This is a genomic window from Paeniglutamicibacter antarcticus (assembly GCF_039544305.1).
Taxonomy (GTDB): Bacteria; Actinomycetota; Actinomycetes; order Actinomycetales; family Micrococcaceae; genus Paeniglutamicibacter; species Paeniglutamicibacter antarcticus_C.
Window position 1 is genome coordinate 154,219 of sequence record NZ_BAABLK010000028.1, and the last position, 26,061, is coordinate 180,279.

A 26,061-nucleotide genomic window follows, 5' to 3' on the forward strand; every position below is an offset into this window, starting at 1 on the left:
CTAGTACCAAATTGCGGCGCTGACCACTACATGTGGTGGTTGCAATGTTGTGATTAGGTCCTCCATGGCCATAAACTGATCCCTGGCACGGACGTGCTTTGAGAACCGACCCGAGGAAGGGGTGCCATGCACTGTCCCTACTGCCGGCACAACGATTCGCGTGTCGTGGACAGCAGACTCACCGATGACGGCACCACGATTCGCCGCCGTCGCCAATGTGCCGAATGCGGACGCCGCTTCAGCACTGCGGAGACCACCAGCCTGAACGTGCTCAAGCGCTCGGGCGTTGCCGAACCGTTCAGCCGCGCCAAGGTCATCAACGGTGTGCGCAAGGCCTGCCAGGGCAGGCCGGTCACCGACGATGACTTGGCACTGTTGGCCCAGGAAGTAGAGGAAGCCGTTCGTTCAACCGGTGCCGCGGAGATCAACGCCCGCGAAGTCGGCCTCTCGATCCTTGCCCCGCTCCAGCGATTGGACGAGGTCGCCTACCTGCGTTTTGCCAGCGTCTACCAGGACTTCACGTCTCTCGAGGACTTCGAACTGGCCATCGCGAAGCTGCGGGCCGAACGCGAAACCAGGCCGGTGGGCAACCAACGGCCGTTGGGCGCACGCTAATAACGGAACCCGCAAACGCTTTGCCAACAACCGCAAATGGCGGGCATCCCGCTGCAGGCTTCATCCAACATGAAGCAGCAAGCAGGGAGGCCCGCCATCGGTTTTTGCCTGTGGTCAGGACACTGCCGATTGCAGGGCTGCCCCGACGATTCCCGCATTGTTCTTGGACTTCGCCACGGTGATCGGGGTCTCGATCGAAAGCTTGGGCAGGTAGTCGTCGGCGCGCTTGGAAATGCCGCCGCCGATGATGAACAGTGTGGGGGAGAAGAGGAACTCCACATGGGAGAAGAACCGCTGCAAGCGCACTGCGTACTCATCCCAGGAGAGCTCTTCGCGCTGGCGGGCAGAGGCGGAAGCGCGGGACTCGGCGACGGCCGAGTCGATCTCCAGATGGCCAAGTTCAAGGTTCGGGACCAATACACCGTCATGGATCAATGCCGAACCGATGCCGGTGCCCAACGTGATGACCAGTACCGTTCCGTCGACATCCTTTCCCGCGCCGAAGTGCACCTCGGCGAGGCCTGCGGCGTCGGCATCGTTCATCACCAGCACGGGGCGTCCCAGCTGCTTGGTGAACAAGGCATCGACGTCCGTGCCGATCCAGGTCTTGTCCACGTTCGATGCCGAGCGGGCAACTCCGCGGTGGATGATCGCCGGGAAGGTGACGCCCACCGGGGTGTCGGACTCGGGGGCATCCTCGCGCTTGTTGAGCTCGGCGACGATCTTGGCGACGACCTCGGCCACCGCTTCGGGAGTGGCCGGTTTGGGGGTGTCGATGCGGAAGCGATCGCCTATCAGCTTTCCGGTCGTCAGGTCGACGATGCCGCCCTTGATGCCGGTACCTCCGATGTCAACGCCAATGGCGCTGCGGGCTGGGATGTTTGGGCTGGATGACATGCGGTTGGGTTTCCTTCTCGAACGGCGGCTAGGCCACGGGGCGATTTTCGCTAGGGCAGGGTGAGGATTTCTGCGCCGTCCTCGTTGACGAGCAAGGTGTGTTCAAACTGTGCGGTCCTCTTGCGGTCCTTGGTGGTGGCGGTCCAGCCGTCCTCCCACATGTCCCACTCGATGGTGCCCAGTGTGAGCATCGGTTCGATGGTGAAGGTCATGCCTTCCTCGATGAGCTGGCTGTAGGCCGGTGCTGCATCGTAGTGCGGGATGATCAGTCCCGTATGGAAGGATTCTGCCACGCCGTGGCCGGTGAAGTCCCGCACCACGCCATATCCGAATCGTTTTGCGTAGGAGGAGATGGTGCGGCCGATGACGTTGATCTGGCGGCCGGGCATGACCGAGCGGATGGCCCGGCGCAGCGATTCCTCCGTGCGTTCAACAAGCAGGCGGGACTCCTGGTCCACGTCGCCTGCCAGGAACGTGGCATTGGTGTCGCCGTGGACACCGCCGATGAACGCGGTGATGTCGATGTTCACGATGTCCCCGTCATGCACCACCGTGGTGTCCGGGATGCCGTGGCAGATGACTTCGTTGATCGAGGCGCACAGGGATTTGGTGAAGCCGCGGTATCCAAGGGTTGAAGGGTAGGCCTTGTTATCCAGCAGGAACTCGTGGCCGACCCGGTCCAGTTCATCGGTCCTCACCCCCGGCACGACGGCCTTGCCCACCTCGGAAAGTGCCTGCGCCGCGATCTTGGAGGCAACGCGCATTTTCTCGATGATCTCGGGGGAGCGGACCTCCGGGGCATCTGACTTGCGTGGTCCGGGGCGTCCGACGTATTCGGGGCGGGGAATCGATGCGGGAACAGTTCGGTGCGGCGTGGGGGTCCCCGGGGCCAGGGAACCAATGGGTGCAGTTGAAGCTAAAGGCATGATGTCCATTCTAGCGGTGTCCGGGGGTGCGTAGGCCACGAGGTCAGGCACCGCTTGGGGTCTTAGCACTCACGTTGGGTTGTAGGGTGGGGTGCACAACGAGTCAACGTGCATAAACGAAAGGTGGGTTGGTCCCGATGAGTGGAGCATTGCCCGGCGAGGGCGAATACTGGTTCAACACCGCTACAGGTCAAGTTGAGTCAGGACCGCAAGCCGACTGGTCGAAGCTGTTGGGCCCATACGGGTCGCGGGCCGAGGCGGAACTTGCCATGACCAAGGTACGTGAACGCAACGAGCAGTGGGACAAAGAAGACGAGGAAGAGGCGGACCAGGGCGGTTCGTGGGCGTAGGCCTGCTGCTATTGCCCGAATCCGTGTTCGGTGGCCGGGAAGGATCCATCCAGGACCTCTGAGTGGTACGCGGAAACGGCGCCGGCCACCACCGTGCGCAGGTCGGCATACTTCTTCACGAAGCGGGCGCTTTTTCCGCTGCCCAACCCAAGCATGTCCTGCCACACCAAAACCTGTCCGGTGGTGGCGCCACCGGCCCCGATTCCCACGGTGGGAACGCTCAGTGACTCATCGACGAGGAGCGCGGCTTCCGTAGGAACCATTTCCATCAGCACGGCAAACGCTCCTGCGGCTTCCAGCGCCCGCGCATCGGCGACGAGCCCTTGTCCGGCTTCCCCGCGGCCCTGGACCCGGTACCCGCCCAGTGCGTGTTCGGATTGCGGGGTGAAACCGATGTGGGCCATGACCGGGACCCCGGCTGCGACCAAGGCGCGTACATGTGGCACGAAGTATTGCCCGCCCTCCAACTTCACTGCATGCACCCCGCCTTCCTTCATGAGCTTTACCGCCGAGGCCACGGCTTGCTCGGGGGACACCTCATAGGAGCCAAAGGGAAGGTCGCAGACCACCAGGGCCCGCCTGGCCCCGGAGGTCACGGACTTGGCGAAGACCACCATTTCCTCCATGGTGATCGGCAACGTGGAGGAATAACCCATAACGGTGTTCGCCGCTGAATCGCCCACCAGAAGCACCTCGATGCCGCAGGAATCGAAGATCCCCGCCATCATGGTGTCGTAGGCGGTGAGCATGGCAAATTTTCTGCCCTCGTTCTTGGCCGCCTGCAGGTGGTGGAGCCGAACGCGGGCCACCGGTGAGACGCCTTGGGCGGGAGGATTTGCTGGTGTGGAAGGATGAGCACTCATGGGCACGAGACTAGTGCACAAATGGCGAAGTCGCCGTTCCGTGTCATTGGCGCGATAACGTATAAAGTGAGTCAGTGGGGGCGGGATTCGCCGCCAAGGAAAGCTTGTGGAAGGAACCCGCCGTGGATCGCCAGCAGGAATTCGTCCTGAGAACCATCGAAGAACGGGACGTGCGATTCGTGCGCCTGTGGTTTACCGACGTGGTGGGTTCCATGAAATCCGTTGCGTTGGCCCCGGCCGAGGTCGAGGGCGCCTTCGATGAAGGCTTGGGGTTTGACGGTTCCTCCATCGAGGGCCTGTCGCGCATCTATGAATCGGACATGCTGCTGCAGCCCGATCCCTCGACGTTCCAGATCCTGCCGTGGCGCGGGGAAGTCGAGCCGACCTCGCGGATGTTCTGCGATATCCAGACTCCCGACGGGCTTCCTTCCGCAGCGGATCCGCGCCACGTGCTCAAGCGCCAGCTGGCTGTGGCCTCCGAGATGGGCTTCACCTGCTACACCCACCCGGAAATCGAATTCTATTTGTTGCGCTCCTCCGAACTCGGTGCCGACGGTTACCCGGTCCCGGCTGACAGAGGTGGGTACTTCGACCATGTCACCGGCGGTGTTGCCCAGGATTTCAGGCGCAAGGCGGTGACGATGCTCGAGGCGGTGGGCATCTCCGTGGAATTCAGCCACCATGAGAGCGGTCCGGGACAAAACGAGATCGACCTGCGCTACGCCGATGCGCTGCAAACGGCCGACAACGTCATGACGTTCCGCACGGTCATCAAGGAAGTGGCGATCCAGCTGGGGCTCTACGCCACGTTCATGCCCAAGCCATTCTCCGATGAACCCGGCAGCGGCATGCATACCCATTTCTCGCTTTTCGAGGGGGACACCAACGCCTTCTTCGAGGCCGGACGCGAATTCCAGCTTTCGGACACGGCCCGGCAGTTCATTGCCGGGATACTGCACCACGCATCGGAATTCACCGCGGTGACCAACCAGTTCGTGAACTCCTACAAGCGCTTGTGGGGCGGGGGAGAAGCACCGAGTCACCGGTCCTGGGGCCACAACAACCGTTCGGCGCTGGTCCGCGTTCCCTTGTACAAGCCGGGCAAGGGACAAAGCGCGCGCGTCGAATACCGCGGGATCGACTCGGCCACGAACCCCTACCTTGCATATGCCTGCCTGTTGGGAGCCGGGCTGAAGGGCATCCAGGAAGGATACGAGCTCGAGCCACAAGCCGAAGAGGACGTCTGGGGATTGAGCACCGCCGAGCGGCGCGCCAGCGGACACGACCCGCTGCCGGGCTCGCTGCATGATGCCATCCGGGCCATGGAGGAATCAGAACTGGTGGCCGAGATCCTCGGCGAACAGGTCTACAACTCCTTCCTGCGCAACAAGCGCGACGAGTGGGAAGCCTACCGGCAGAACGTGAGCCCGTTCGAGCTGCGTCGCTACCTGGGGATCCTCTAGGCAGAGAGGAGGCAAATCCGTTGCAGATTTCCACACGGCAGTTGATCTTTGCTGGTTTCGATGACCTGGAGCGGGCCAAGCGGTTCCTTGCCGACAAGGATCTTGTGGGTGTCGACACGACCGCTCTCGTGGGGCACTTGGCCCATGCGGCGGATCCGGACATGGCGCTGCTGTCGCTTCTGCGGCTGATCCCGCATGCCCCGGCGGTTCTGGAACTAGTGGCCAGTTCGCGCACCGCCCCGGGGCTCCTGCGGGTGTTGGGCGCCTCCGACGCCATGACGAACTTCCTGATCCGCGTGCCCGAATCCCTGGAGGTCTTCCGGAACCCGGCGCCCGAAAGCATGCAGGGACGCGACGGACAGGAGCTGCGCGCTGAATTGTTGCGTGCGGTGGGTGCCGATCCCGCTTCCGGGATCCCCCCGGTGGCCAAGGTGAGCGGGGAGGACGGCTACCGCGCCTTGCGAGTCGCCTATCGCAAGGCGACTCTTTCGCTGGTGCACAGGGACCTTGGTGCCACCGATGCACTGGAGGCCATGCCTGCTGTCGGCAGGGAACTGGCGGACCTCGCAGCAGCCGCCATTGAAGGCGCTCTGGCCATCAGCCGGGCCGAGGCAGCCCAGCGTTTCGAAGCCGACGACATCGCCGACCTCCGCTTGGCGGTGATCGGCATGGGCAAGTGCGGCGCACATGAACTGAACTACGTCTCGGACGTCGATGTCATTTACGTGCACTCCAGTGAACGGCTCGACACGGACCTGGCCCATGCCCTGGCCCGGGAGCTGGCTTCGGGTATTTCCCGGGCCATTGACACCATGGGAACCGAGCCTGGGCTGTGGGAGGTCGATGCCAACCTGCGACCTGAGGGCAAGGACGGCGCACTGAGCCGGACCTTGGAATCCCACGCGGCCTACTACGATCGTTGGGCCGCATCCTGGGAGTTCCAGGCTTTGCTCAAGGCTCGGGCCATCGCAGGGGATGCCGAGCTGGGTGCTGCCTACGAAGCCATGGTTGCCCCCTTGGTCTGGTTCTCCTCCGAACGAGAGGGATTCGTTGATTCGGTCCAGCGCATGCGCCGAAGGGTCACCGAAAACATCAAGCCCGCCGAATTGTCGCACCAGCTCAAGCTGGGGCCCGGCGGCTTGCGGGATGTTGAATTCACCGTGCAATTGCTCCAGCTGGTCCATGGCCGCATAGACGAGACCTTGCGTGTTCGTTCCACCACGGGCGCCATCGTGGCGCTGAGCATGGCCGGATACATCGGGCGCGATGACGCTGAGAAGTTTGACCGTTCCTACCGGTTCCTTCGCGTGCTCGAGCACCGAATCCAACTGGTGAACCTGCGTCGCACACACCAGATGCCCCACAAGGAAGCCGACCAGCGGGTGTTGGCCCGATCGGTGCGCTCCACCTCGGGGGTCAAGCTGACCACCGCTGCGGGACTGATGCAGCGATGGGGTGAAACCAAGAAGCTGGTGCGCCAGCTCCACGAGCGAATCTTCTACCGTCCGCTGCTGTCCAACGCAGCCAACCTGTCGGCTGACGAGGTGAGGCTCTCGCCCGAAGCTGCCCAGTCGCGGCTGCGCGCTTTAGGCTACGTGGACCCGAAGGCCGCAATGCGTCACATCGAGGCGCTGACCGGGGGCATGCGACGTCGCGCCGCCTTGCAACGTCAGCTGCTCCCGGTGCTGCTGGGTTGGATCGCCGAAGGCGTGGACCCGGATGCAGGGTTGCTTGGTTTCCGGCGGCTGAGTGAATCCCTAGGAGAATCGCACTGGTACCTGGGCATGCTGCGGGATTCCAACGCGGCAGCCGAGCGTCTGTGCAAGATCCTCTCCAATTCCCGCTTCATCACCGACCTCCTGGAAGTCTCCCCGGAGTCCACGGCGTGGCTTGGATCCAACAAGCTGCTCCAGCCTCCGGGCTACGAGGCCCTGTGGGGAGAGGTTTCCTCGAAGTTGCAACGCAATCTGGGGCCGGACCAGGCGATTCGGCTGATCAGGGTGATCAGGCGCCGTGAGATCTTGCGTACCGCCCTTGCCGACGGTGCTGGGGTGATTGACCAGGATGCGGTGGGCCGGGCGCTGAGCGACAACGACAGGGCTGCGGTGCGCGGAGCCCTGGAAGTGGCGCAGCGAAACGAGTTTGCCTCCACGGCACAGGTGGGTGAGTTCCTGGTCGTGGCGATGGGCCGGCAGGGCGGGGCTGAAATCGGCTACTGCTCCGACGCCGACGTGATGTTCGTGCAGCGGGCCTTCGAGGGGGCGGATCCCCAAGCTGTGCAGGAGCAGGCGCTGCGCATCGCCGCTGCGCTGGGTTCGCTGCTTGGCAAACCCATGGTCCCTGCCATCCAGGCCGAACCACGGCTGGAAATTGACACGGCGTTGCGCCCCGAAGGCAAAAGCGGGTCCCTGGTGCGTTCGCTGGCTGCCTTTGAGGAGTACTACAGTCGTTGGGCACAGATCTGGGAGTTCCAGGCGCTGTTGCGCGCGGCCCCGATGGCAGGAGCACCGGAACTGGCCAAGGACTTCATGGAGATGGTGCGGCCATTACGCTACGAAAGGGTGATGAGCGAGGATCAGCTCCTGGAGATCCGCCGGATCAAGGCGCGTGTGGAAGCGGAGCGGCTGCCCCGCGGGGCGGAGCCGGAACGCCACCTCAAGCTCGGCCGTGGCTCGCTAAGCGATGTCGAATGGTTGGTGCAGATGATGCAGCTGGTGCATGCCAAGAACCACCCCGACCTGCGCACGACCTCCACCCGTCCGGCGTTGGCGGCCATCGCTGCGGCCGGAATCATTCCGTCCGAGGAAGTGAAGCTGCTCGACGATGCTTGGTCGCTGGCAACCAAGATCAGGAGTGGTGGACTAATTTGCACCGGACGGGTCAGTGACGTCCTGCCAAAATCCTGGCGTGACATGGAGGCCGTGGCTCGTTGGTGCGGATACGCGCCGGGGGAGGCCTCGGTGATGGAGGACGACTACCTCAAGGCCACCCGGCGGGCCCGGCAGGTCTTTGAGCGCTACTTCTACGGATTCGAGGACTGAAACGCCTAGGCTGGTTGGAACCGGCCCGAGCTAGGGCCTTGTTGTTGTCTTTGAAGGGCAGGAGAACCACCATGCACGTCACCAGCGCTGAACTCGATGAATTGGTCACCAAGGAATGGCAGAAGGCCTCCGCTGCGGAGAACGGCCGTAGCGCCGTTGCCGTGCTCAAGGACGGCCGCCTGCGCCATACCTTGATCACATTGTTGAAGGGCTGCAAGATGAACGACCATTCCAAGCCCGCATCGGCCACCCTCCAGGTGCTGCGCGGGGCCATCGTGGTCAATTGGGAAGGCGAATCAAAGACCATCGAGCACGGCGGATTGTTCGTGCTTCCCGATGCCGTGCACAACGTGGTGGCCACCGAAGACTGCGCTTTCCTGCTCAGCACGCTGGCAGGATAGGCGGATTCAGCACATCCACAAGCGAACCGTGCCCATGATCGGTTCGATATTGGCCCGCGATCCTATCCGTCGTGCCGGACGTTCGAGCGGGACCCCGGGAGACGCCCGAAAACAATTAAGCAGAGAGATCCGTTGTCCGCGCCCCGCGCAATTGGGTGCGGGCCCTACACGGTGCCGAGAAGAACGATGAAGAAGGCGATGTCCGTCATGGCGGAGCGCTTGCATTGCCTGCTTGCCTGGCACCGCCACCCGAAGCGCCAAAACGTCTGGAGAAGTCCACCTGTGATGTGTTCGTCCAGCAGGTTGCGGATGCGGGTTCGGTGCAAGGACGCCGGTGGGGTCCTGGATCCGGAGACAGGGCATCGTGCTTTCGGCAGGGGGTGCGTGCGGGATCCTGCCATGCATGGAGGACCAAGGCTTGTATGTTCGTTGCGCGGGACGTCGTGGGGATGGGTTCATAGATTCGTGCCCGTGATCGCTGCCCCGTGAGTGCTCAACGCCTATGGGCGGACACAGGAAAGTCCGCACGTACCATCGGGGATCAACGTTACGATGCCTACGTGCGGACCTTCAGCGAGCGGCGGGTGTCCGCGCCCTTGGAGTTTGCTAGCAGCCGTAGTAGAGCTCGAACTCGTAGGGGTTCGGGCGCAGAGACAGCGGCTTGATCTCGTACTCGCGCTTGTAGTGGATCCAGGTCTGGATCAGGTCCTCGGTGAACACGTCGCCCTCGAGCAGGAAATCGAAGTCGGCCTCCAAGGCCAGCAATGCCTCGTCAAGTGAAGCCGGGGCCTTCTGAATATCCTTGGCCTCCTCGGCTGGGAGCTCGTAGAGGTCTTTGTCGATCGGGTCCGCTGGTTCGATGCGGTTCTTGATGCCGTCGAGGCCTGCCATGAGCTGGGCGGCGTAAGCCAAGTACGGGTTGGAAGCGCCGTCCGGGGCACGGAACTCGAGGCGCTTGGCCTTCGGGTTCGAACCGGTGACCGGGATGCGGATGGCAGCCGAACGGTTGCCCTGCGAATAGACCATGTTGATCGGGGCCTCGTAGCCCTTGACCAATCGGCGGTATGAGTTCACCGTCGGGTTGGTGAAGGCCAGAACCGCGGATGCGTGCTTGAGCAGGCCGCCGATGTACCAGCGGGCGACGTCTGAGAGGCCGGCATAGCCCTTCTCGTCGTAGAACAACGGTGTGCCGTTTGCCCACAACGACTGGTGGCAGTGCATGCCCGAACCGTTGTCGCCGAAGACCGGCTTGGGCATGAAGGTTGCCGATTTGCCCCAGGCGTCCGCGACGTTCTTCACGATGTACTTGAACTTCAGCAGATCATCGGCGGAATGGGTCAGCGTGTTGAACTTGTAGTTGATCTCGGCCTGGCCGGCCGCGCCAACCTCGTGGTGGCTGCGTTCGACCTCGAGGCCCGCGGCTTCGAGTTCGAGGCAGATGGCGTCACGCAAATCGGCTTGCTTGTCGGTTGGAGCGACCGGGAAGTAGCCGCCCTTGAAAGGGGTCTTATATCCCTGGTTGCCCCCCTCTTCCTTCTTGCCCGTGTTCCAGGGCGCTTCGATCGAATCGACCTTGTAGAAGGAGCCCTGGGGCTTGGATTCGTACTGCACGTTGTCGAAGATGAAGAACTCTGCCTCGGAGGCAAAGAACGCGGTGTCTGCGATACCCGTGGAACCCAAGTATGCTTCCGCGCGCTCCGCCACGCCGCGAGGGTCGCGGTGGTACGGCTCGCCGGTACGTGCGTTGACGATGGAGAAGTTGAAGGCCAACGTCTTTTCTAGACGGAACGGGTCCAGGAAACCGGAGGTGACATCGGGGATAAGCTGCATGTCGGAATCCGCGATGCCGGAGAAGCCGTGGATCGAGGACGCGTCGAAGAGCTGCCCGGTGATGAAGAAATCCGTGTCTACGGTGCGCGCCGGGACGTTGAAGTGCTGTTGGATGCCGGGAAGGTCGGTGAAACGGATGTCAACGAATTTGACCTCTTCTTCAGCAATGTACGCGATGACTTCTTCTGGACTCTTGAACATGCTCAGGGACTCCTGTGTGGGGATTCTGCAATGCCGGCCTTGGTGCCGTGCAAGGAAACGGTTACAAACGTTTTTTCCTGTGTCATCAACCCTAGCCCCAAGCGATTACTCTTCTGTGTCTCAAATGTTTCAGTTACGTTACGCGGGCGGCGAATATCATCGAATCAGCGTAAGATAAGTCACACAATTTTCATCCTTATGGGCTGAAGTACCTTGCGCCGGGAATGGAACGGGTGCGAGGACAGGTTCACCACCTGCCAACCCCGGTAGTCTGGAGTGGTGGATAGAGAAGATTTCGGCTCGTGGCTCGAGGGCCCGCCGCAGCTAAGCAACCAAGAGTGGCCCGGCAAGCGTTTGGGGCGCCCGGAACATGGGCCCGGATCCGTGGCCCGGATCGGCCGGCGTGTCTTGGCCCTGTTGCTGGACTGGGGAATCGCGATGCTGATCTCATTCTTCTTCTTCAAGTCCGAGCCCACGGCCAATCTCGTGATCTTCGCCGCAACGCAAATGCTGTTCGTGGGGATCACAGGGCACTCCATCGGCCACCGAGTTTTCGGCATGCAGGTCCAGGGTCTCGACGGCAGCGCGGTGAAACCGTTGACCGGAATCATGCGCACCGTGCTGTTGTGCCTTCTTGTTCCCGTGTTGTTCAGCGACTCGGACCAACGCGGATACCACGACAGGTTTGGCAAGACGATCCTCGTACGTGTCTAGGCTTTCGGGCCAGGGAGAAAGACGATACTCGATGGTTGGGTCAACCGACGACAGAAACCTGGTCAAACTTCGAAGATAAAAAGCAGGGTGGGTGTTGGAACCAAACGGTTCCAACACCCACCCTGCTTCTTGCCTGGTTTCTCTGGCTTTAGCGTCCGCGCATGGACTTGCGATCCGGGCGCGCCTTGTTTGGGTCGATGCCCTTGGGAATCGGGAGCCGTGCGCTGCCCAAGGTGCTCAAGCGCTTGTCCACGACACTGATCTCCAACTTGGTGATCGACTTCGGAAGTCTCTTCATCTTCTTGCCGACCGAGGCAAGCGGTGTCTGGCCCTCGTCGTTGCCTGCGTTGATGACGTGGATCGGGACGTTGGGAAGAATCCTGCCCATTCGTTTTCGCTCGGCATCAACCAGCGTGCGAACACGGTTGTTGGGGCCTTCAGTCACAAGAACGACGCCTGCGCGACCGATGCCCAGGAACACAAGGTCCTTGGTGCGTGGGTTCACCGCTACCGGTTCGTCCTTCAGGATCCAGCCACGGCGCAACACGCTCATGGCGGCGCCTGCGGCCCCGGGGCGTCCTTCAAGCTGCTTGAAGGCAGCCTTCTCGGCACGACGGGAAAGGATCAGGGTTGCCGCCAGCAATCCCAGAGGAATCGCGATCAGCACCGTAGTGATCCAGTTGTTGATCAACAGGCCAATGATGAGGCCCACAACAAGGATGCCAAGGAAAGCCAGAAGCATCAGCCAAACGACCATGGGGTCGTTCTTGCGAGTCATCTGGAAAACTTCGCCCAGCTGTTTCAGCCGGCCCGGTTCCTTGTTGGCCTTTTCGGCCTTCGGCTTGCGCGAAAATAGTCTGCGCTTAGAACTTGCGGCCTCGGACGAGGCATTATCGGTGTTTTTGGCCATAGTGATTCAATTCTACGTGATTTGGCACCGTCTAGGCACCCACCAACGAGGAAGCCTCCTGCCGCGTATCGCCGGAGCTGGCAATGTGTGCAAGCGCTTCGGGAATCGGAAGTCCCTTCTTGCGCATGGCGCCGGCCCACAAGCGTCCGGCACGGTAGGAAGAACGTACCAAGGGACCACTCATGACCCCGATGATTCCCAGCTCTTCGGCTTCCTGCTGCAGGTCAACGAATTCTTGCGGCTTGACCCAACGATCCACCGGAAGGTGGCGCTCGGTCGGACGCAGGTACTGGTTCATGGTCAACAGGTCGCAACCGGCCTCAACAAGGTCCTTGATGGCCTCGGTGATTTCCTCGCGGGTTTCTCCCATGCCCAGGATCAGGTTTGATTTGGTGATCATGCCATTGGAGCGGCCCTGCGAAATGACATCGAGGGAACGCTCGTAGCGAAATGCCGGGCGGATCGACTTGAAGAGCCGGGGCACGGTTTCGAGATTGTGTGCATAGACTTCCGGGGCCGAGGCGCAGATCTCGTCAAGGTACTCCGATTTGCCGGAAAAGTCCGGGATCAGCAACTCGACGCCGGTGCCCGGGTTCAACTGGTGGATGCGGCGCACGGTCTCTGCATAGAGCCAGGTGCCCTCGTCCTCGAGATCGTCACGGGCCACACCGGTGACGGTTGCGTAGCGCAGTTCCATCTTCTTCACGCTCATGGCGACCTTGAAGGGCTCCGCGCGGTCGAGGGCTTGCGGCTTGCCCGTGTCGATTTGGCAGAAGTCGCAACGGCGCGTGCATTCCGAACCGCCAATGAGGAAGGTCGCTTCCTTGTCCTCCCAGCACTCGAAGATGTTCGGGCAGCCTGCTTCCTCACAGACAGTGTTCAGGCCTTCGGACTTGACCAGCTTCTTGAGATTTACATACTCCGGGCCGATATCGACCTTCGCCTTGAGCCAGGACGGCTTGCGCTCGACCGGTGTGGTGGAATTTCGCTGTTCGATACGCAGCAAACGGCGACCTTCGGGGGCAGCACTCATGAATGGACTCCTTCGGGGATGGTAGATGTCATCGACACAATCGGGCTGAGCAGGGCATCGAGCTCTTGCTCGACACGGCTGAGAACATCAGTAGGAGTGACGGTGATTCCGGTTTCTTCGCTGAGGCTTGTGACTCCAGCGTCGGTGATTCCACAGGGGATGATTCTCGAATATGGTCCAAGGTCGTTGGAGCAGTTCAAGGCGAAACCATGCATGGTTACGCCGTGGTCGACACGGATACCGATCGCGGCAAGTTTGCGGTCCTGTCTTCCTTCGGTTCCGGCAACCCACACTCCACTGCGACCCTTGATCCGGATCGCGGGGATGTCATAACCCAATGCAACATTGATCAGTGCTTCCTCGAGGGTCGCGACATACTCGCGGATGCCTTTCATATCAAGCAAGCGTGCGATCGGGTACCCGACGAGTTGACCAGGACCATGCCACGTCAATTTCCCACCGCGGTCGACATCGATCACCGGGGTGCCGTCAACAGGCAGGTCCTCGGGCTCGGTTGTGCGCCCGGCGGTGTATACAGCGGCGTGCTCCAGCAGGAAGACGGTTGGACCCGTCACTCCCTTGGCTACTTCGTCGTGGACGCGGCGCTGCATTTCCCATGCGATGCGGTAATCGACCAGCTTGGGGGCGCGGCCGATGTGCTCGAATTTGATGGTCATGGCGATAACAGTACGCCGTCGTCTTGCGGTGCCCGAATTGGGTAGCGGAGTGTTGCTTGTGGATAACTTAAACGCGTAGCTTCTATTCAGCGTAGAAATTACTTATGGAATCATATGAAGAACCGCTGCCGTTCCCGCAGATAAAGGGATACCGGGCAGTACGGCATCTCGACGATGGCTCGGGCAGCTCCGTCTGGGTCGTGGAAGATATTTCCACACATGAAGAGCTGGTTGTGAAGATTCTCGGGAACACCACGGATCTGGAAACCGGCGCAGCGGAATCACTACAGGTCCGACACGAGTTTCTAGTTGAAGAGATCAGACGGCTCGAAACCTCGATGGGCCCGGGAATACTGATGGAGTACTGCCCGGCCGGCTCGGCAGCACAGATTGTGGCTGGGCGAGGCCCCTTGAGCGTGGGGGAGACCATCACGGTGGTCGCACCGATTGCCGGAGCCTTGGCGTTCCTGCACGCCCAAGGATTGACGCACGGTGACCTGAGCCCGAGAAACATCTTGTTCACTGCCGTGGGAAAACCAAAGCTCGGCGACTTTGGTATGCACCGCAGGGTGGGGCAACTGCCGGGAAACTACGGCACTCAAGGATTCTGCGCGCCGGAAACCAGCCATGGCACCGGGGCCGAGGCGCTGGAACCCGCTAGGGATGTCTATGCCTTGGCCGCATGTACCTGGTATCTGCTCACCGGACGTGCGCCCAACGCCACAGCCAACAGGGTGCCATTGGGCTCCATGGTGCCGGACGTCAACGACGAATTCGCCAGGCTGCTTGAGCAGGCACTGGACCTCGATCCGGGGAACCGTCCGAGCGCCGAACAGTTCGGGCAACGAATCTTCGTCGCCGGTGAGCCTGTGCCTGTGGAGCTCAGCGAGGCCATTGAACATCATGCGCTCAAGCACATGCTCACCACCCAGCAATCAACTCCTGCGGGCCGGTCCCGGGGTGGATATCGACGTCGGGGGAATCCCACTGCGGCGGACAAAGAGCTATTGAAGCAACGGCGTGCCCAGATCAAGGCCCAGGAGAAACCTGCCCCTCGACGGCTCCGGCTTGCTTGCGAGGAAGGGGGAAGCACACACACGGATTCGCAAGAGCGGGCCGAAGAGCCACGGGAAGCCAGGCAACACCGGATACGTGGCCTCAAGTGGGGGAACATGCGCCTAGTGGTAGGACTGGTTGCCGGGGTGCTGCTGGTTGGGACAGCAGCAGTGGCAGCGGCACTGAGTGGATCCACCAACGAACCGGCCACAGCGCAAACGCAAGGAAGCCAAGAAGCCGCAGCAACCACGGAGCAGAGCGGAGAATCGAAACCGTCACAAGCCGTCACCAGCCCATCACAGAGGGAGCTCGCGCACATAGCAGACGGTTTGGTTGCTTTACGCGACGACGGCTTGATGAGCGGAAATCCGGACGAACTGAAACTCATCCATGCGTCGGGTTCGCCGGCCCTGGCTGTAGACGAAAACTTCATGGAGAAGATGAAGCGCTTCGGCTTGCACCTCGAAGGCCTGGCCACGAAACTCAGCGGCGTGGAGGTGATGCCAAGTAACGGGAAAATCCGGACGGCACTCGAAGCGGACAGCACCCAAAGCGGCTATCGATACGTCGATGCCGAGGGAAAGACCGTGGTGAACGTCAAGGAGTCCGCTAGTCAACATGTCAGAATGCTCTTGCGATTCGACGATGGCCAATGGCGGATCTGGGAAGTGACAGCAGCGCGTTGAGGTCCCGCGGCGGCCGGTGCGCCCAATGCCGTTGTGGGACACACCGGCGGTGCACACTTAGCTCAGGCGGGCATCCAAGGTGATGGATGGAACCGCTGCCAAGGCAACGGACACGGGGCATCCTTCCTTCGCGGTCTGGGCATGCTTCTGGAATTCCTCATTCTCGAGCCCCGGGACGGTTGCCTTCAGGAGGAGCCTGATTTCAGTGATCTTGGGGCCGTCGCTGGTATCGAAGTCCACTTCGGCCGTGGTCTCCAGCTTTTCAGCCACGTGACCGGCTTCCTTCAAGACGTTGCTCAGTGCCATCGAAAAACACGCGGAGTGCGCTGCCGCGATCAATTCCTCCGGGCTAGTCTTGCCCTCTGCTGCTTCGGCCCTTGCGCGCCACGTGACGGGGAATGTACCGATCCCCGATGTTTCGAAAGTGGTTTCGCCGTTTCCGGACGGTAGGTCTCCGGACCAAACGGTGCTTGCGTTTCGTGTTACTGCCATGGTGACAACTCCTTGAACATGCAACGGGATGAAGGCGGGTGCCTTCACTGCCCATCCTAGGACGCCGAGTGGAGGAACCGAAGAAGATAACGTTAAACCCAGATGCGGTGGTCCACCAGGACTACTGGTGGACCACCGCATCGATTACCCGAAACTGCCGGAGAACATGCGTCCGGGAATTAGACCCAGAGAACCGCAACAGCGATGGCAATCAAGGCAGTGCCACCGGTACCGTGGGCCAATCCCTTGGGAACCTCCAGGCCTTTCTTGATCTTTTTGCGGCCTAAAAGTGCCGCAACAAACACTCCGATGGCCAGCAGAAGCTTGACGCCGATCTTGATGTTGTTGACCTCGCCGTCGCCCATTTCGGCTAAGCCGACCAATAGCAGGCCAGTGACCAGCTGGGCGATGGCACCGTACCACTGCCAGATGTTCACGGTGGGGGTCTTGAAGTTGGCGAGCCATCCACCGAAGATAGCCGCTGCGCCTAAAACGTGCAGGAAAACGAGGAACGCATGCAAGAAAGTCATGCTTCAACCATAATCGAAAGTGCCCGTCACTTGGCATTTGGTTGATCAAAGGTGGCCGAGGACATAACAAAGGGGCGGTCACCGCTAAAAGCAGTGACCGCCCCTTTTGCTACTGGTTCCTAGAGACCCAGGTCGGCTTCGAAGGCGCCTTCTCCAAGGCGGACCTTCAGCGTCTGCAGGAAGCGTCCAGCGTCCGCGCCGTCGACCAATCGGTGGTCGTAGGTCAGCGACAGATACATCATGTGACGGATGGCGATGGTGTCATCGCCGTCTGCGTCGGCTACGACGACTGCGCGCTTGACGATGGCGCCGATGCCCAGGATGGCAACCTGAGGCTGGTTGATGATCGGGGTGTCAAAGAGCGCTCCGACCGAACCGATGTTCGTGATCGAGAACGTTCCGCCGGACAGCTCGTCCGGACCGATCTTGTTGTTGCGGGTACGCGATGCGACATCAGCGATCTTCCCGGCCAGGCCGGCAAGGTTCAGGTCGCCAGCGTCGTTGATGACCGGAACCAGCAGGCCCTTGTCGGTGTCCACCGCAATCGCCAGGTGCTCGGCGTTGTGGTAGGTGATTTCCTGCTTGGACTCGTCGTACTCGGCGTTAAGCTTCGGGTGCTGCTTCAGCGCCTCGGCAACTNCGCAGCTTGAAGATTCGGGTCATGTCGACCTCGTGCACCTGGGTCAGCTGGGTGGAGATTTCCAGCGACTCGCGCATGCGGCGGGCGATGACCTGACGGATGCGCGGTGCCTTCTCTGTGGTGCCACGAAGCGAGGAAGCGGCAACCACCGGGGCGGCGGCCTTGGCAGCTGGTGCGGCCGAAGGCGCTGCGGGTGTGGCGGCCGGGGTGCTCTTGGCTGCGGCAGCTGCATCGACGACGTCCTGCTTGCGGATTCGACCGCCAACACCGGTACCGGTCACGGTGGACAGGTCGACGTTGCTCTGGTTGGCTAAGCGGCGAACCAGCGGGGTGACATATCCGTCGTTCCCTGCTGCTGGAGCCGGAGCGGTTTTTTCTGCTGCCGGAACGGAGGGGGCCGACGGGGCTGCCGCCGGTGACTCAGGTGCCTTGGCTGGTGCTTCGGGTGCCTTCGCAGGTGCCTCGGGTGCCTTCGCAGGTGCCTCGGGTGCCTTGGCGGGTGTCTCGGGTGCCTTGGCGGGCTCCTCAGCTGCCTTCGTGGGTGCCTCGGGTGCCTTGGCGTCAGCTGAACCAATAACAGCCAAAACTGCTCCGACTTCGGCTGTTTCGTCTTCCGGAACGCGTATTTCCAGCAAGGTGCCGGCAACGGGGGACGGCACCTCGGTGTCGACCTTGTCGGTGGAAACCTCGAGCAGCGGCTCGTCAACGGCAACTTCTTCGCCTACGGCCTTGAGCCAGCGGGTGACAGTGCCTTCGGTGACTGATTCGCCCAGGGCCGGGAGAGTGATCTCGGTACCTGATGACGGTGCAGCTGCGGATGAAGCCGACGGCGCGGATTCAGGGGCCGGAGCCTCGACCTCCGCTGGAGCTTCTTCCTTGGCAGGCGCCTCTTTGGCAGGCGCCTCTTTGGCAGGCGCCTCTTTGGCAGGTGCCTCGGAGGCTGAGCCAGAGCCATCGCCAATGCGAACCAGTGCGGCACCGACCTCGGCGGTCTCGTCCTCGGGGACGAGGATTTCCTCGATGACGCCAGCTACGGGCGAAGGGATTTCGGTGTCAACCTTGTCGGTTGAAACTTCCAGCAACGGCTCGTCGACCTCGACGCGGTCTCCGACCTGCTTGAGCCAGCGCGTAACGGTGCCTTCGGTGACGCTTTCACCCAGGGCGGGCAAGTTCACGGTTTCGGACATCTTGTTCCCGTTCTCCTAAAACTAAATTTCTATGTGCGAGAGATCCGCGGTTTCCCGCTTTTCCCGTGGGAGGTCAGTGCCTCCGAGCTTAGTGCACGGGGCACGAATTCCTCGGTGGAATACGTGCCCCGTGAAGCAATTGTGACTAACCGTGCAGAGGCTTGCCGGCCAGAGCCATGGCTGCCTCGCCGAGTGCTTCGTTCTGCGTCGGGTGTGCGTGGATGAGCTGTGCGACATCCTCCGGGTATGCTTCCCAGTTCACGATCAGCTGTGCTTCGCCGACCTGCTCGCCGATGCGTCCGCCGATGCCGTGGACGCCCACGATGGGTCCGTTCTTGACGCGGATCATCTTGATCATGCCGGAGGTGCCCAGGATCGAGGACTTGCCGTTGCCGGCCAGATTGTACTCGACGGTCTCGATTTGGTCGTCGCCGAACTTGGCCTTGGCAGCCGGTTCGGAGTAGCCGACCGAAGCGATTTCCGGTTCGCAGTAGGTGACCTTGGGGATGTTGATGTCTTCGACGATCACCGGGTTCAGGCCGCCGATTTCCTCGGCGACGAAGATGCCATGCTGGTAGCCGCGGTGTGCGAGCTGAAGGCCCGGGACAATGTCGCCGATGGCGTAGATATTGCCCACGCCGGTGTGGCAGCGCTCGTTGGCGAGCACGAAGCCACGATCCATCGGGATGCCCTGTTCTTCGTAGCCCAGGCCCTCGGTGACCGGGCCACGACCCACGGCAACCAGGACGATATCGGCTTCAAGAATCTTGCCGTCTGCCAGGGAGACCTTGACGCCGTTGGCGTCCTGCTCGACCTTTTCGAAGAAGACGCCGGTGTTGAACTTGATGCCACGCTTCTTGAAGGCACGTTCCAGGGACTTGATGATCGCCGGATCCTCGTTGGGCACCAGTGAGGGAAGGCCTTCGACGATGGTCACATCGACACCGAAGGATTTCCACACGGAGGCAAACTCGACGCCGATGACGCCGCCGCCGAGCACGATGGCGCTCTTGGGCAGGTCCTCCATGTTCAGTGCTTCGGTGCTGGTGAGCACGCGTCCGCCGATTTCCAGACCGAAGGTCTTGGACATCGAACCGGTGGCCAGGATGAGGTTCTTGCCTTTGTAGGCCACGCCGTCAACGTCAATGGTGTCCTTGGAGACCAAGCGGCCGTTACCTTCGATAACGGTCACCTTCTTCATCTTCAGCAAACCGGTGAGTCCCTTGAACTTTCCGGCTACAATCCCGTCCTTGTAGCTGCGCACGGCGCCGAGGTCGATGGAGTCCAGCGTGGTGTTGATTCCGTACTTTGCGCCTTCGCGAGCGTTCTCGGCCAATTCGGCGGAGTGCAGGTACGCCTTGGTGGGGATGCAACCGGTGTGCAGGCACGTGCCACCGAGCTTGGCCTTTTCAATCAAGCCGACGGTGAAACCCAGCTGCACGGCGCGCAGGGCTGCCGAGTAGCCAGCGGAACCGCCGCCGAGAATGAGGATGTCGAATTCTTGCGTTGCTGCCGATTCGGCCACGTGAACGCTCCCTCGTTAAGAGTTGTGGCCGACGAAGCGGTCGACCTGGTGTCTGTTGGGTGTATGTGCCGGCCCGTGAGGGCCAGCAGAACTGCGGTGGTGCTAGTGATCTATCAGGTTTACCTTAGCCCCCCGAAACGCGCTCGGCCACATACGGTGAGGCAGATTGCGTGTGCATGTGACGTGTTGCACAGTGGCGGCGACCCCTCGAAATGGCCGAAGGGCCGCCGTTCCACTGACATGCGGTTTCTTCTACAAAGCATAGAAATCACCGGAGGGCGGGCTCCGCCCAGGGGCTACCTGGCTGAGGACATTTCCTCGGCCAAGGCCACAAGGGTGCGGACCGAGGAACCGGTTCCGTTCTTATGGGTGTACCCGTAGGGTGCCTGCTCGTTGAATGCGGGGCCGGCAATATCCACGTGTGCCCACGGGATCTTGGTTCCGTTGACTTCGCCCACGAATTCGTTGAGGAACACCGCGGCGGTCATCATTCCGCCCATGCGCTCACCGATGTTGGCTAGGTCGGCTACCTGGGAATCGATGCTCGGGCGCAGTTCCTCCGGCAGCGGCATGCCCCATGCGGCTTCCCCTGCCTTGTTGGCTGCGGTAACCACTGCGTCGCGAAGAACCGAATCTCCCATGACGCCGGCGGTGCGCAGGCCAAGGGCAACCATCTGGGCGCCGGTGAGGGTGGCAACGTCGATCAGCGCATCTGGCTTCTCGGCGCTGGCTGCAACCAAGCCGTCGGCCATGACCAGGCGGCCCTCGGCGTCGGTGTTGAGAACCTCAACGGTTTTTCCTCCGAAGATGGAAATGACATCGCCGGGGCGCGTCGCTCCACCGCCGGGCATGTTCTCGGCCAGGCACAGCCAGCCGGTGACCTTGATCGGAAGGGCCAGCTCAGCCATCGCAACAATCGACTGGAAGACTGTGGCGGCGCCGGCCATGTCGCATTTCATTGCGTGCATGTTCGCTGCAGGCTTGATGGAAATGCCGCCGGTGTCAAAGGTGATGCCCTTGCCCACCAGGGCCAGGTGCTTGGTCGCCTTGGCCGGGGTGTACTCGATCTTCACCATGCGTGGCTTGCGCACGGAGCCGCCACCAACGCCCATCAAACCGCCGTAGCCGTCCTTGTCCAGCTTCTTCTCGTCGAAGACCGTGACCTTCAAGGGCTGGTTCTTCACGGAGTCCTTGACCTCCTGGGCAAAGGTCTCCGGGTACAGCACGTTGGGTGCAACGTTGACCAGGTCGCGGGTGGCGCGCACTGCGCGACCCAAGATTGCCGCACGCTTCAGTGCTGCGGTAAGGCCCTTGTCTGCCGATGCGGCGGTGGCGATGATCGCTTCGCCCAGCGGAGACTTGGTCTCAGGGGTGGAGCGGTGGCTATTGAAGCTGTAGGCGCCCAGGGCAATGCCCTCGGCGACTGCGGAAGCCTGTTCCAAGGTGGCTGCCGGCAGTGCAAAGAGCACAGTGGAGACGCCCTTGAGCTGGCGGGTGGCCGAACCGGCGGCACGGCGCAGTGCCTCTTCGGTCAAGGTGGATTCCTCAAAGGAACCCAAGCCCGCGAAGGCCAACAGCTGGGCCTTGGTCTCGGCGACGGCCGGCAAACGGACCAATTCATCGGCGGCGCCGGTGATGTTCAGGGCGGCCAAGGAGTCCTGCAGGGTGTCGGTCACCTTGGCGCTGAAAGGGGAAGCCACCAGTACGGGGCCATCGGTGCCCTTGACGACACCGAGAACCAGCGCGCCGGCGCCGATGCGCTTGATGTCGGTGGAAACGGCGGTCAGCTTGAGATCGATGGAGTTGATCACAGAACGATTCCTGTTCATTAGATTCTGTACATGAGCGTCAAATGCACATGCTTCGAAGGAGCCAAAACGTCAACGTATGACCCTGGTTACGGGTACGCGAAAGACGATTGGCCTTTACCGATCGTATCGCTGAGACGGAGCACACAGCACATCCGAAGGATAAACGGCTTAGAATTGGGGATGGACCACGGGAAGAAAACAGCTTCAAGAGCGGTTGACCCCTCCTGTAGGCAACCGTACGAATCACTTTTTGGGTTCTTTCGGCCCTCACCCACCTTTGGATTTCCTTGGATTGCGACGCACCGAGCCAGTTCTCGGCCAATCTCGGGATGAACACGAGGGAAACTTCTTGGAGCACGTTTTTCAAGGTGGAGGTGTGGTCGATGGAACCCATGGAAACAACCTGAAAGGAGCAGCGGCAATGCTTGACCCCCAATCCCTGATCAGGTTCGAAGACCACAATTTGGACGCACTTGAGCTTCAGGGACTTGACCTGCTCATCGGCCTTCTAGGACACGCCGATGCCGGTCATGCGCTTTCGCAGGTGCGCAGCGAACTGCTGGAATCCCTCAATCCGCGGCTCATCGCATCCTTCGATGCGGACCAGCTCATCAACTACCGTGAACGGCGTCCGCAGATTTCCTTTCTCGGCGACTCCTTTGCGGCATATCAACAGCCGCGGCTGGAACTCCACCGCTTGACCGACGGACTCGAACAGGACTTCCTGTTCCTCACGGGACCGGAACCCGACCTGGCCTGGGAACGGGTCACGTCAGCGATCCTTGGGTTGGTCGACGCCTTCAACGTGGGGCTGACTGTTTCCTTCGACGCGGTTCCGATGCCTGTTCCACACACTCGGCCCCTGGGAGTCACCGCCCACGGCAACCGCAAAGACCTGATCGAGGGGATCTCGACTTGGTCGCCGACGGCGGAGCTGCCGGCGAGCCTGTCCAGCCTCATCGAAGTCAGGTTGATCGAAGCGGGTCGGGATGCGGTCGGCTACTCCCTTCACGTGCCGCATTATCTTTCAGAAGCCGAGTACCCCCAAGTTGCCGTCGGTGTCCTTGAATACGTGGGCGCAGCCCTGAAGCTGGGTTTGCCCACCGACCAGCTGCGGGAGGCCGGACGCGATCTCGGAGCGCAGATCGCCGAGCAGGTTGCCGCAACTCCCGAAGTGGCCCGGATGGTGGAGAACTTCGAGGAACGCTTTGACGAGCATGTCCCGGAGACCGAGCGACGCTCCCTGCTGGTGACCGCAGATGCCGAAGTCCCCGATGGCGAGGAGCTTGCCCTGGCCGCCGAGGCGTTCCTCTCGGGATACCCCCAAACGGGTGGCACTTCAGCCAAGGAATCCTAGTGACCAAGGCAGGATATCTTGACTCCGCCCGTTCCTGGGGGGTGTGGGCGGCTAGTCTCGGCGCTTATCTGATCGCTGTTACGCAGCGCACCAGCTTTGGCGTGGCCGGTCTGGAAGCGACCGACCGGTTCAACGCTTCAGCTTCGATCCTGGCTACCTTCTCCGTCGTGCAGCTGGTGGTTTATGCCGGCTTGCAGATTCCCGTTGGCATCCTGGTGGACCGTTGGGGTCCGCGGGCCATGATCACCGGGGGAGCGGCACTGATGATGGTCGGTCAGTTGCTGCTGGCCATGGCTGATTCCGTCGGAGCTGGCTTGGTGGGCCGGTTCTTCGTCGGCGCCGGGGACGCGATGACCTTCGTCTCGGTGATCCGTTTGCTGCCGGTCTGGTTCTCCGGCTACCGAATCCCCATGCTGACCCAGGTCACCGGTATGGTCGGCCAACTTGGCCAATTGCTTTCGTTGATCCCGTTCGTGGCACTGCTGCATCTCTGGAGCTGGACGCCCGCATTCCTTTCCCTGGCCGCTTTGTCGGTGGTGGGATTGGTCCTGGCATTGGTCGTGGTCAGCAACGGCCCTCCTACCACCGAATCCAGACCGGAACCGATCAAGGCCAAGACCCTGTTGTCCGAAGCGTGGCGCGAACCCGGTACCCGTTTGGGGTTCTGGACCCACTTCACGACCCAATTCACCACCAACGTCTTCTTGCTGACCTGGGGGTACCCGTTCCTGGTCTCCGGCCAGGGAGTAAGCCCCGCAACGGCATCCGGGCTGCTCTCGATATTCGTGCTGGTCGCCATGGTTGCCGGCCCGTTGCTGGGGGCAGCCGTGGCACGGTACCCACACCGCCGCTCGGCCATCGCCTTCAACGTCATTGGGTTGATCGCAACCGCATGGCTGGTGGTCATCTTGTGGCCGGGGCCCGCACCCTTATGGATGCTCGTCGTCTTGATCGTTTGCGTCGCGCTGGGAGGACCGGCATCGATGATCGGATTCGATTTCGCCCGGACCTTCAACACTCAGCGTGTCATTGGAACGGGAACGGGAATCGTCAACGTCGGTGGGTTCCTTGCCGCATTGATTACCGTGTACGTGGTTGGGTGGCTGCTGGACATCCAGCAGAAGGCCGGCGTCGGCGGTGCCGAGCTATACAACCTCGATGCGTTCCGATGGGCACTTTCCTTCCAGTTCATCGTGATGTTCTGCGGCACCATCGGCATGCTAGTCACCAGAAACAAGGCCCGACGAGCCATGGCGTTGCGCGGCGAGTATCCTCCGGCTGGCAGCCGGCGCCTGGACAGGGGTTCCCTGAACGATTAGCTGTACCGATCGGCGAGGTTGGATCCACCGGAGCGCCACTTCTCGCCCGGCACAGTTCCGCACAGATATGGGCCAACGGTGCAACGGGGATCCGGGCATGTCCACACGTTCCCGTTAACCACTGCCCCAAGGTTCCGGTGGTGGGCAGCATAGGGCCCATGACTACTCAACCTTCAGCCTCCAGTTTTTCCCTGGCCAGCCCCGAAGAGGTCCTGGCGTACATTCCCCACGCGTTGGGGTTCTACCCTCGCAACGCCGTGGTCCTGTTGATAATGCAGGGAACGGGTTTGGCGGCGACCCTCCGAGTTGATTTGCCGCTAACGGGAAACGGTGAGGAGCAGTGCCTTCAATGGACGAAGCAGCTAGTGAGGCTGGTGCACAAGGTTCCGGATGCAACCTCGGTTTTCGCTGCCATCTACACAGGGCAAACACCGGGGAAGGATCACGGCTCGCTGCCCAAGCACGAACTGCTGGAGCAGCTGGCCGCGGCCATGGTGCACTCCGGAATCCATGTTCGCGATAGCTGGTACGTAGGCGCCCAAAGGTGGCACAGCTATTTCTGCAAGAGCGAGAACTGCTGCCCGACCGAGGGCTTCGAACTGCCTGACCTGGCGCTGACGGAGACCCACCTGCGGATGGTCGTTGCCGGTTCGGCTCCCGAAGAACATATCTGGGACGGCAGCGGAGTCGCAGATTGGACCAACAAAACAACTATCCGAGAGTATGCGGAAATCCTGGCCCACGAATACGTCGGGACGGACAACCGGGAATCCATGATCCGGGACTGGGCCGATCTCCTGGAAGCGCATCCGGTTCTCGCCGAGCGCCGACTGCGGGGCGACGAATCGTTTTGCGCCTCGCTGTTGGTCTCGCTCAGCGACCGGACGGTCCGCGACATCCTGCCGTACTTGGCCGGACGGGGCACAACGCGCGCCCTCGAGGCGTTCAAGGAAGTCAGCCGTGAAGCTGGATTCGGCCCCGCGTCACAGGACTTCTCCGAGTTTCTCCTGGGAACTTCCTCCTGTACCCCTGACTGGGATCGGATCGATCGCCTGTGGTTCTACTGCCGGGATCTGCTCGGGGCGGCCCACGGCACTGAAGAGACAGCCCTGTTGTGTTTGTTGGGATGGGTGAATTGGGCCAAGGGCAAGGGGAGCTCCGCCCTGGGGCTCTTTTCCACCGCGCTGGAAAAAGATCCGGACTATCGGCTGGCCCAGCTCATGGGCACGTTGTTGGAATCCGGGGAGATGCCTTCCTGGGTCGCGGATCCACGACGCGCCTGGCGGTTGCGTCTGGAAGGCAGGCTAAGTGCCTGAGGTCCAGCCGACGATGTCCGTGGCCGAACATGCCTCGCTCCCGTGACTGAAATGAATCATCGGCGGCCTGAAACGTGAGACACTATTAAGCAACAGACCCGGTTGGGTTCGTGCTCCATGGCTTTCAAGCCAGCACCGTCGAATACTCGACGGGAACAAATGGCGGGAATCAGGCGTTCCATTTATTGGACCCTGAATCCCGACTCGCCTCTATTTGGCGG

General features: G+C 61.5%; 21 protein-coding genes and 1 pseudogene. 10 read left to right on the forward strand and 12 right to left on the reverse strand.

Annotation, left to right across the window (positions count from 1 at the left end; all coding sequences use genetic code 11):
• Positions 1-126: 126 nt before the first annotated feature.
• The gene (nrdR, locus tag ABEA12_RS09690; protein WP_210101173.1) at positions 127-615 is read left to right on the forward strand and encodes a transcriptional regulator NrdR; all 489 of its coding nucleotides are present in this window, start codon (positions 127-129) and stop codon (positions 613-615) included.
• A gap of 114 nt (positions 616-729) precedes the next feature.
• Here nrdR and ppgK read toward each other — a convergent pair whose 3' ends face one another.
• Together ppgK and map are read right to left on the reverse strand one after the other, a co-directional pair.
• A complete protein-coding gene (ppgK, locus tag ABEA12_RS09695; protein ID WP_210101172.1) occupies positions 730-1,512 on the reverse strand; it encodes a polyphosphate--glucose phosphotransferase in 783 nt (260 codons plus the stop codon).
• A gap of 50 nt (positions 1,513-1,562) precedes the next feature.
• Positions 1,563-2,438 carry a type I methionyl aminopeptidase gene (map, locus tag ABEA12_RS09700; RefSeq protein ID WP_210101171.1) on the reverse strand — a complete coding sequence of 292 codons (876 nt, stop codon included), beginning with the start codon at positions 2,436-2,438 and terminating at the stop codon, positions 1,563-1,565.
• A gap of 137 nt (positions 2,439-2,575) precedes the next feature.
• On the opposite strand from map, the gene ABEA12_RS09705 reads away from it, so the two are divergent.
• Positions 2,576-2,788, forward strand: coding sequence for an SPOR domain-containing protein (locus ABEA12_RS09705; RefSeq protein ID WP_210101170.1), 213 nt, complete (start codon positions 2,576-2,578; stop codon positions 2,786-2,788).
• An 8-nt stretch (positions 2,789-2,796) separates the two neighbouring features.
• Here the strand turns inward: ABEA12_RS09705 and panB are convergent, their stop codons facing one another.
• Positions 2,797-3,651, reverse strand: coding sequence for a 3-methyl-2-oxobutanoate hydroxymethyltransferase (gene panB / locus ABEA12_RS09710; protein WP_210101169.1), 855 nt, complete (start codon positions 3,649-3,651; stop codon positions 2,797-2,799).
• Between the two features lie 122 nt (positions 3,652-3,773).
• On the opposite strand from panB, the gene glnA (ABEA12_RS09715) reads away from it, so the two are divergent.
• The 3 genes from glnA (ABEA12_RS09715) (at position 3,774) to ABEA12_RS09725 (ending at position 8,556) form a co-directional block, all read left to right on the forward strand.
• Complete coding sequence (gene glnA, locus ABEA12_RS09715; RefSeq protein ID WP_210101168.1) at positions 3,774-5,114, forward strand: type I glutamate--ammonia ligase; 1,341 nt, start codon at positions 3,774-3,776, stop codon at positions 5,112-5,114.
• Between the two features lie 20 nt (positions 5,115-5,134).
• Positions 5,135-8,155 (forward strand): bifunctional [glutamine synthetase] adenylyltransferase/[glutamine synthetase]-adenylyl-L-tyrosine phosphorylase, encoded by a 3,021-nt coding sequence (locus ABEA12_RS09720; protein WP_210101167.1) that lies wholly within the window; start codon positions 5,135-5,137, stop codon positions 8,153-8,155.
• Positions 8,156-8,226: 71 nt separating this feature from the next.
• Positions 8,227-8,556 carry a cupin domain-containing protein gene (locus ABEA12_RS09725; protein WP_210101166.1) on the forward strand — a complete coding sequence of 110 codons (330 nt, stop codon included), beginning with the start codon at positions 8,227-8,229 and terminating at the stop codon, positions 8,554-8,556.
• A gap of 606 nt (positions 8,557-9,162) precedes the next feature.
• Here the strand turns inward: ABEA12_RS09725 and glnA (ABEA12_RS09730) are convergent.
• Positions 9,163-10,587, reverse strand: a complete 1,425-nt coding sequence (glnA, locus tag ABEA12_RS09730) for a type I glutamate--ammonia ligase (RefSeq protein WP_210101165.1) — start codon at positions 10,585-10,587, stop codon at positions 9,163-9,165.
• A 279-nt stretch (positions 10,588-10,866) separates the two neighbouring features.
• Between glnA (ABEA12_RS09730) and ABEA12_RS09735 the strand changes: the two genes are divergently transcribed.
• Entirely contained in the window at positions 10,867-11,301 is a 435-nt protein-coding gene (locus ABEA12_RS09735; protein ID WP_425571767.1) for an RDD family protein, read from the forward strand.
• A gap of 148 nt (positions 11,302-11,449) precedes the next feature.
• Here the strand turns inward: ABEA12_RS09735 and ABEA12_RS09740 are convergent, their stop codons facing one another.
• From ABEA12_RS09740 to lipB, 3 genes are read right to left on the reverse strand one after another with little or no spacing between them, the layout of a single operon-like run.
• Positions 11,450-12,211, reverse strand: coding sequence for a DUF4191 domain-containing protein (locus ABEA12_RS09740; protein ID WP_210101163.1), 762 nt, complete (start codon positions 12,209-12,211; stop codon positions 11,450-11,452).
• Between the two features lie 31 nt (positions 12,212-12,242).
• On the reverse strand, positions 12,243-13,244 hold the full coding sequence (gene lipA / locus ABEA12_RS09745) for a lipoyl synthase (protein WP_210101162.1): 1,002 nt from the start codon (positions 13,242-13,244) through the stop codon (positions 12,243-12,245).
• Complete coding sequence (gene lipB, locus ABEA12_RS09750) at positions 13,241-13,921, reverse strand: lipoyl(octanoyl) transferase LipB (RefSeq protein ID WP_210101161.1); 681 nt, start codon at positions 13,919-13,921, stop codon at positions 13,241-13,243. The genes lipA and lipB overlap by 4 nt, the downstream gene beginning before the upstream one ends.
• 104 nt (positions 13,922-14,025) lie before the next feature.
• Between lipB and ABEA12_RS09755 the strand changes: the two genes are divergently transcribed.
• The gene (locus ABEA12_RS09755; RefSeq protein WP_210101160.1) at positions 14,026-15,663 is read left to right on the forward strand and encodes a serine/threonine protein kinase; all 1,638 of its coding nucleotides are present in this window, start codon (positions 14,026-14,028) and stop codon (positions 15,661-15,663) included.
• Positions 15,664-15,720: 57 nt separating this feature from the next.
• Here the strand turns inward: ABEA12_RS09755 and ABEA12_RS09760 are convergent, their stop codons facing one another.
• The 5 genes and pseudogenes from ABEA12_RS09760 to ABEA12_RS09780 form a co-directional block, all read right to left on the reverse strand.
• Entirely contained in the window at positions 15,721-16,155 is a 435-nt protein-coding gene (locus ABEA12_RS09760) for an OsmC family peroxiredoxin (RefSeq protein WP_210101159.1), read from the reverse strand.
• A gap of 179 nt (positions 16,156-16,334) precedes the next feature.
• Positions 16,335-16,685 carry a hypothetical protein gene (locus tag ABEA12_RS09765; RefSeq protein WP_210101158.1) on the reverse strand — a complete coding sequence of 117 codons (351 nt, stop codon included), beginning with the start codon at positions 16,683-16,685 and terminating at the stop codon, positions 16,335-16,337.
• 119 nt (positions 16,686-16,804) lie between these two features.
• Positions 16,805-18,512: pseudogene (gene sucB, locus ABEA12_RS09770) on the reverse strand (2-oxoglutarate dehydrogenase, E2 component, dihydrolipoamide succinyltransferase).
• A 145-nt stretch (positions 18,513-18,657) separates the two neighbouring features.
• A complete protein-coding gene (gene lpdA / locus ABEA12_RS09775) occupies positions 18,658-20,037 on the reverse strand; it encodes a dihydrolipoyl dehydrogenase (RefSeq protein ID WP_210101156.1) in 1,380 nt (459 codons plus the stop codon).
• A 296-nt stretch (positions 20,038-20,333) separates the two neighbouring features.
• Positions 20,334-21,848 carry a leucyl aminopeptidase gene (locus ABEA12_RS09780; RefSeq protein WP_210102586.1) on the reverse strand — a complete coding sequence of 505 codons (1,515 nt, stop codon included), beginning with the start codon at positions 21,846-21,848 and terminating at the stop codon, positions 20,334-20,336.
• Between the two features lie 421 nt (positions 21,849-22,269).
• Here ABEA12_RS09780 and ABEA12_RS09785 point away from each other — a divergent pair, with 421 nt between their 5' ends.
• The 3 genes from ABEA12_RS09785 to ABEA12_RS09795 all read left to right on the forward strand — a co-directional run bounded on the left by ABEA12_RS09785 (position 22,270) and on the right by ABEA12_RS09795 (position 25,840).
• On the forward strand, positions 22,270-23,205 hold the full coding sequence (locus ABEA12_RS09785; protein WP_210101155.1) for a proteasome assembly chaperone family protein: 936 nt from the start codon (positions 22,270-22,272) through the stop codon (positions 23,203-23,205).
• Positions 23,205-24,524, forward strand: coding sequence for an MFS transporter (locus ABEA12_RS09790; protein ID WP_210101154.1), 1,320 nt, complete (start codon positions 23,205-23,207; stop codon positions 24,522-24,524). Before ABEA12_RS09785 ends, ABEA12_RS09790 begins: the two co-directional genes overlap by 1 nt.
• Positions 24,525-24,682: 158 nt before the next feature.
• Positions 24,683-25,840, forward strand: coding sequence for a DUF4192 domain-containing protein (locus ABEA12_RS09795; RefSeq protein ID WP_210101153.1), 1,158 nt, complete (start codon positions 24,683-24,685; stop codon positions 25,838-25,840).
• Positions 25,841-26,061 lie beyond the last annotated feature (221 nt).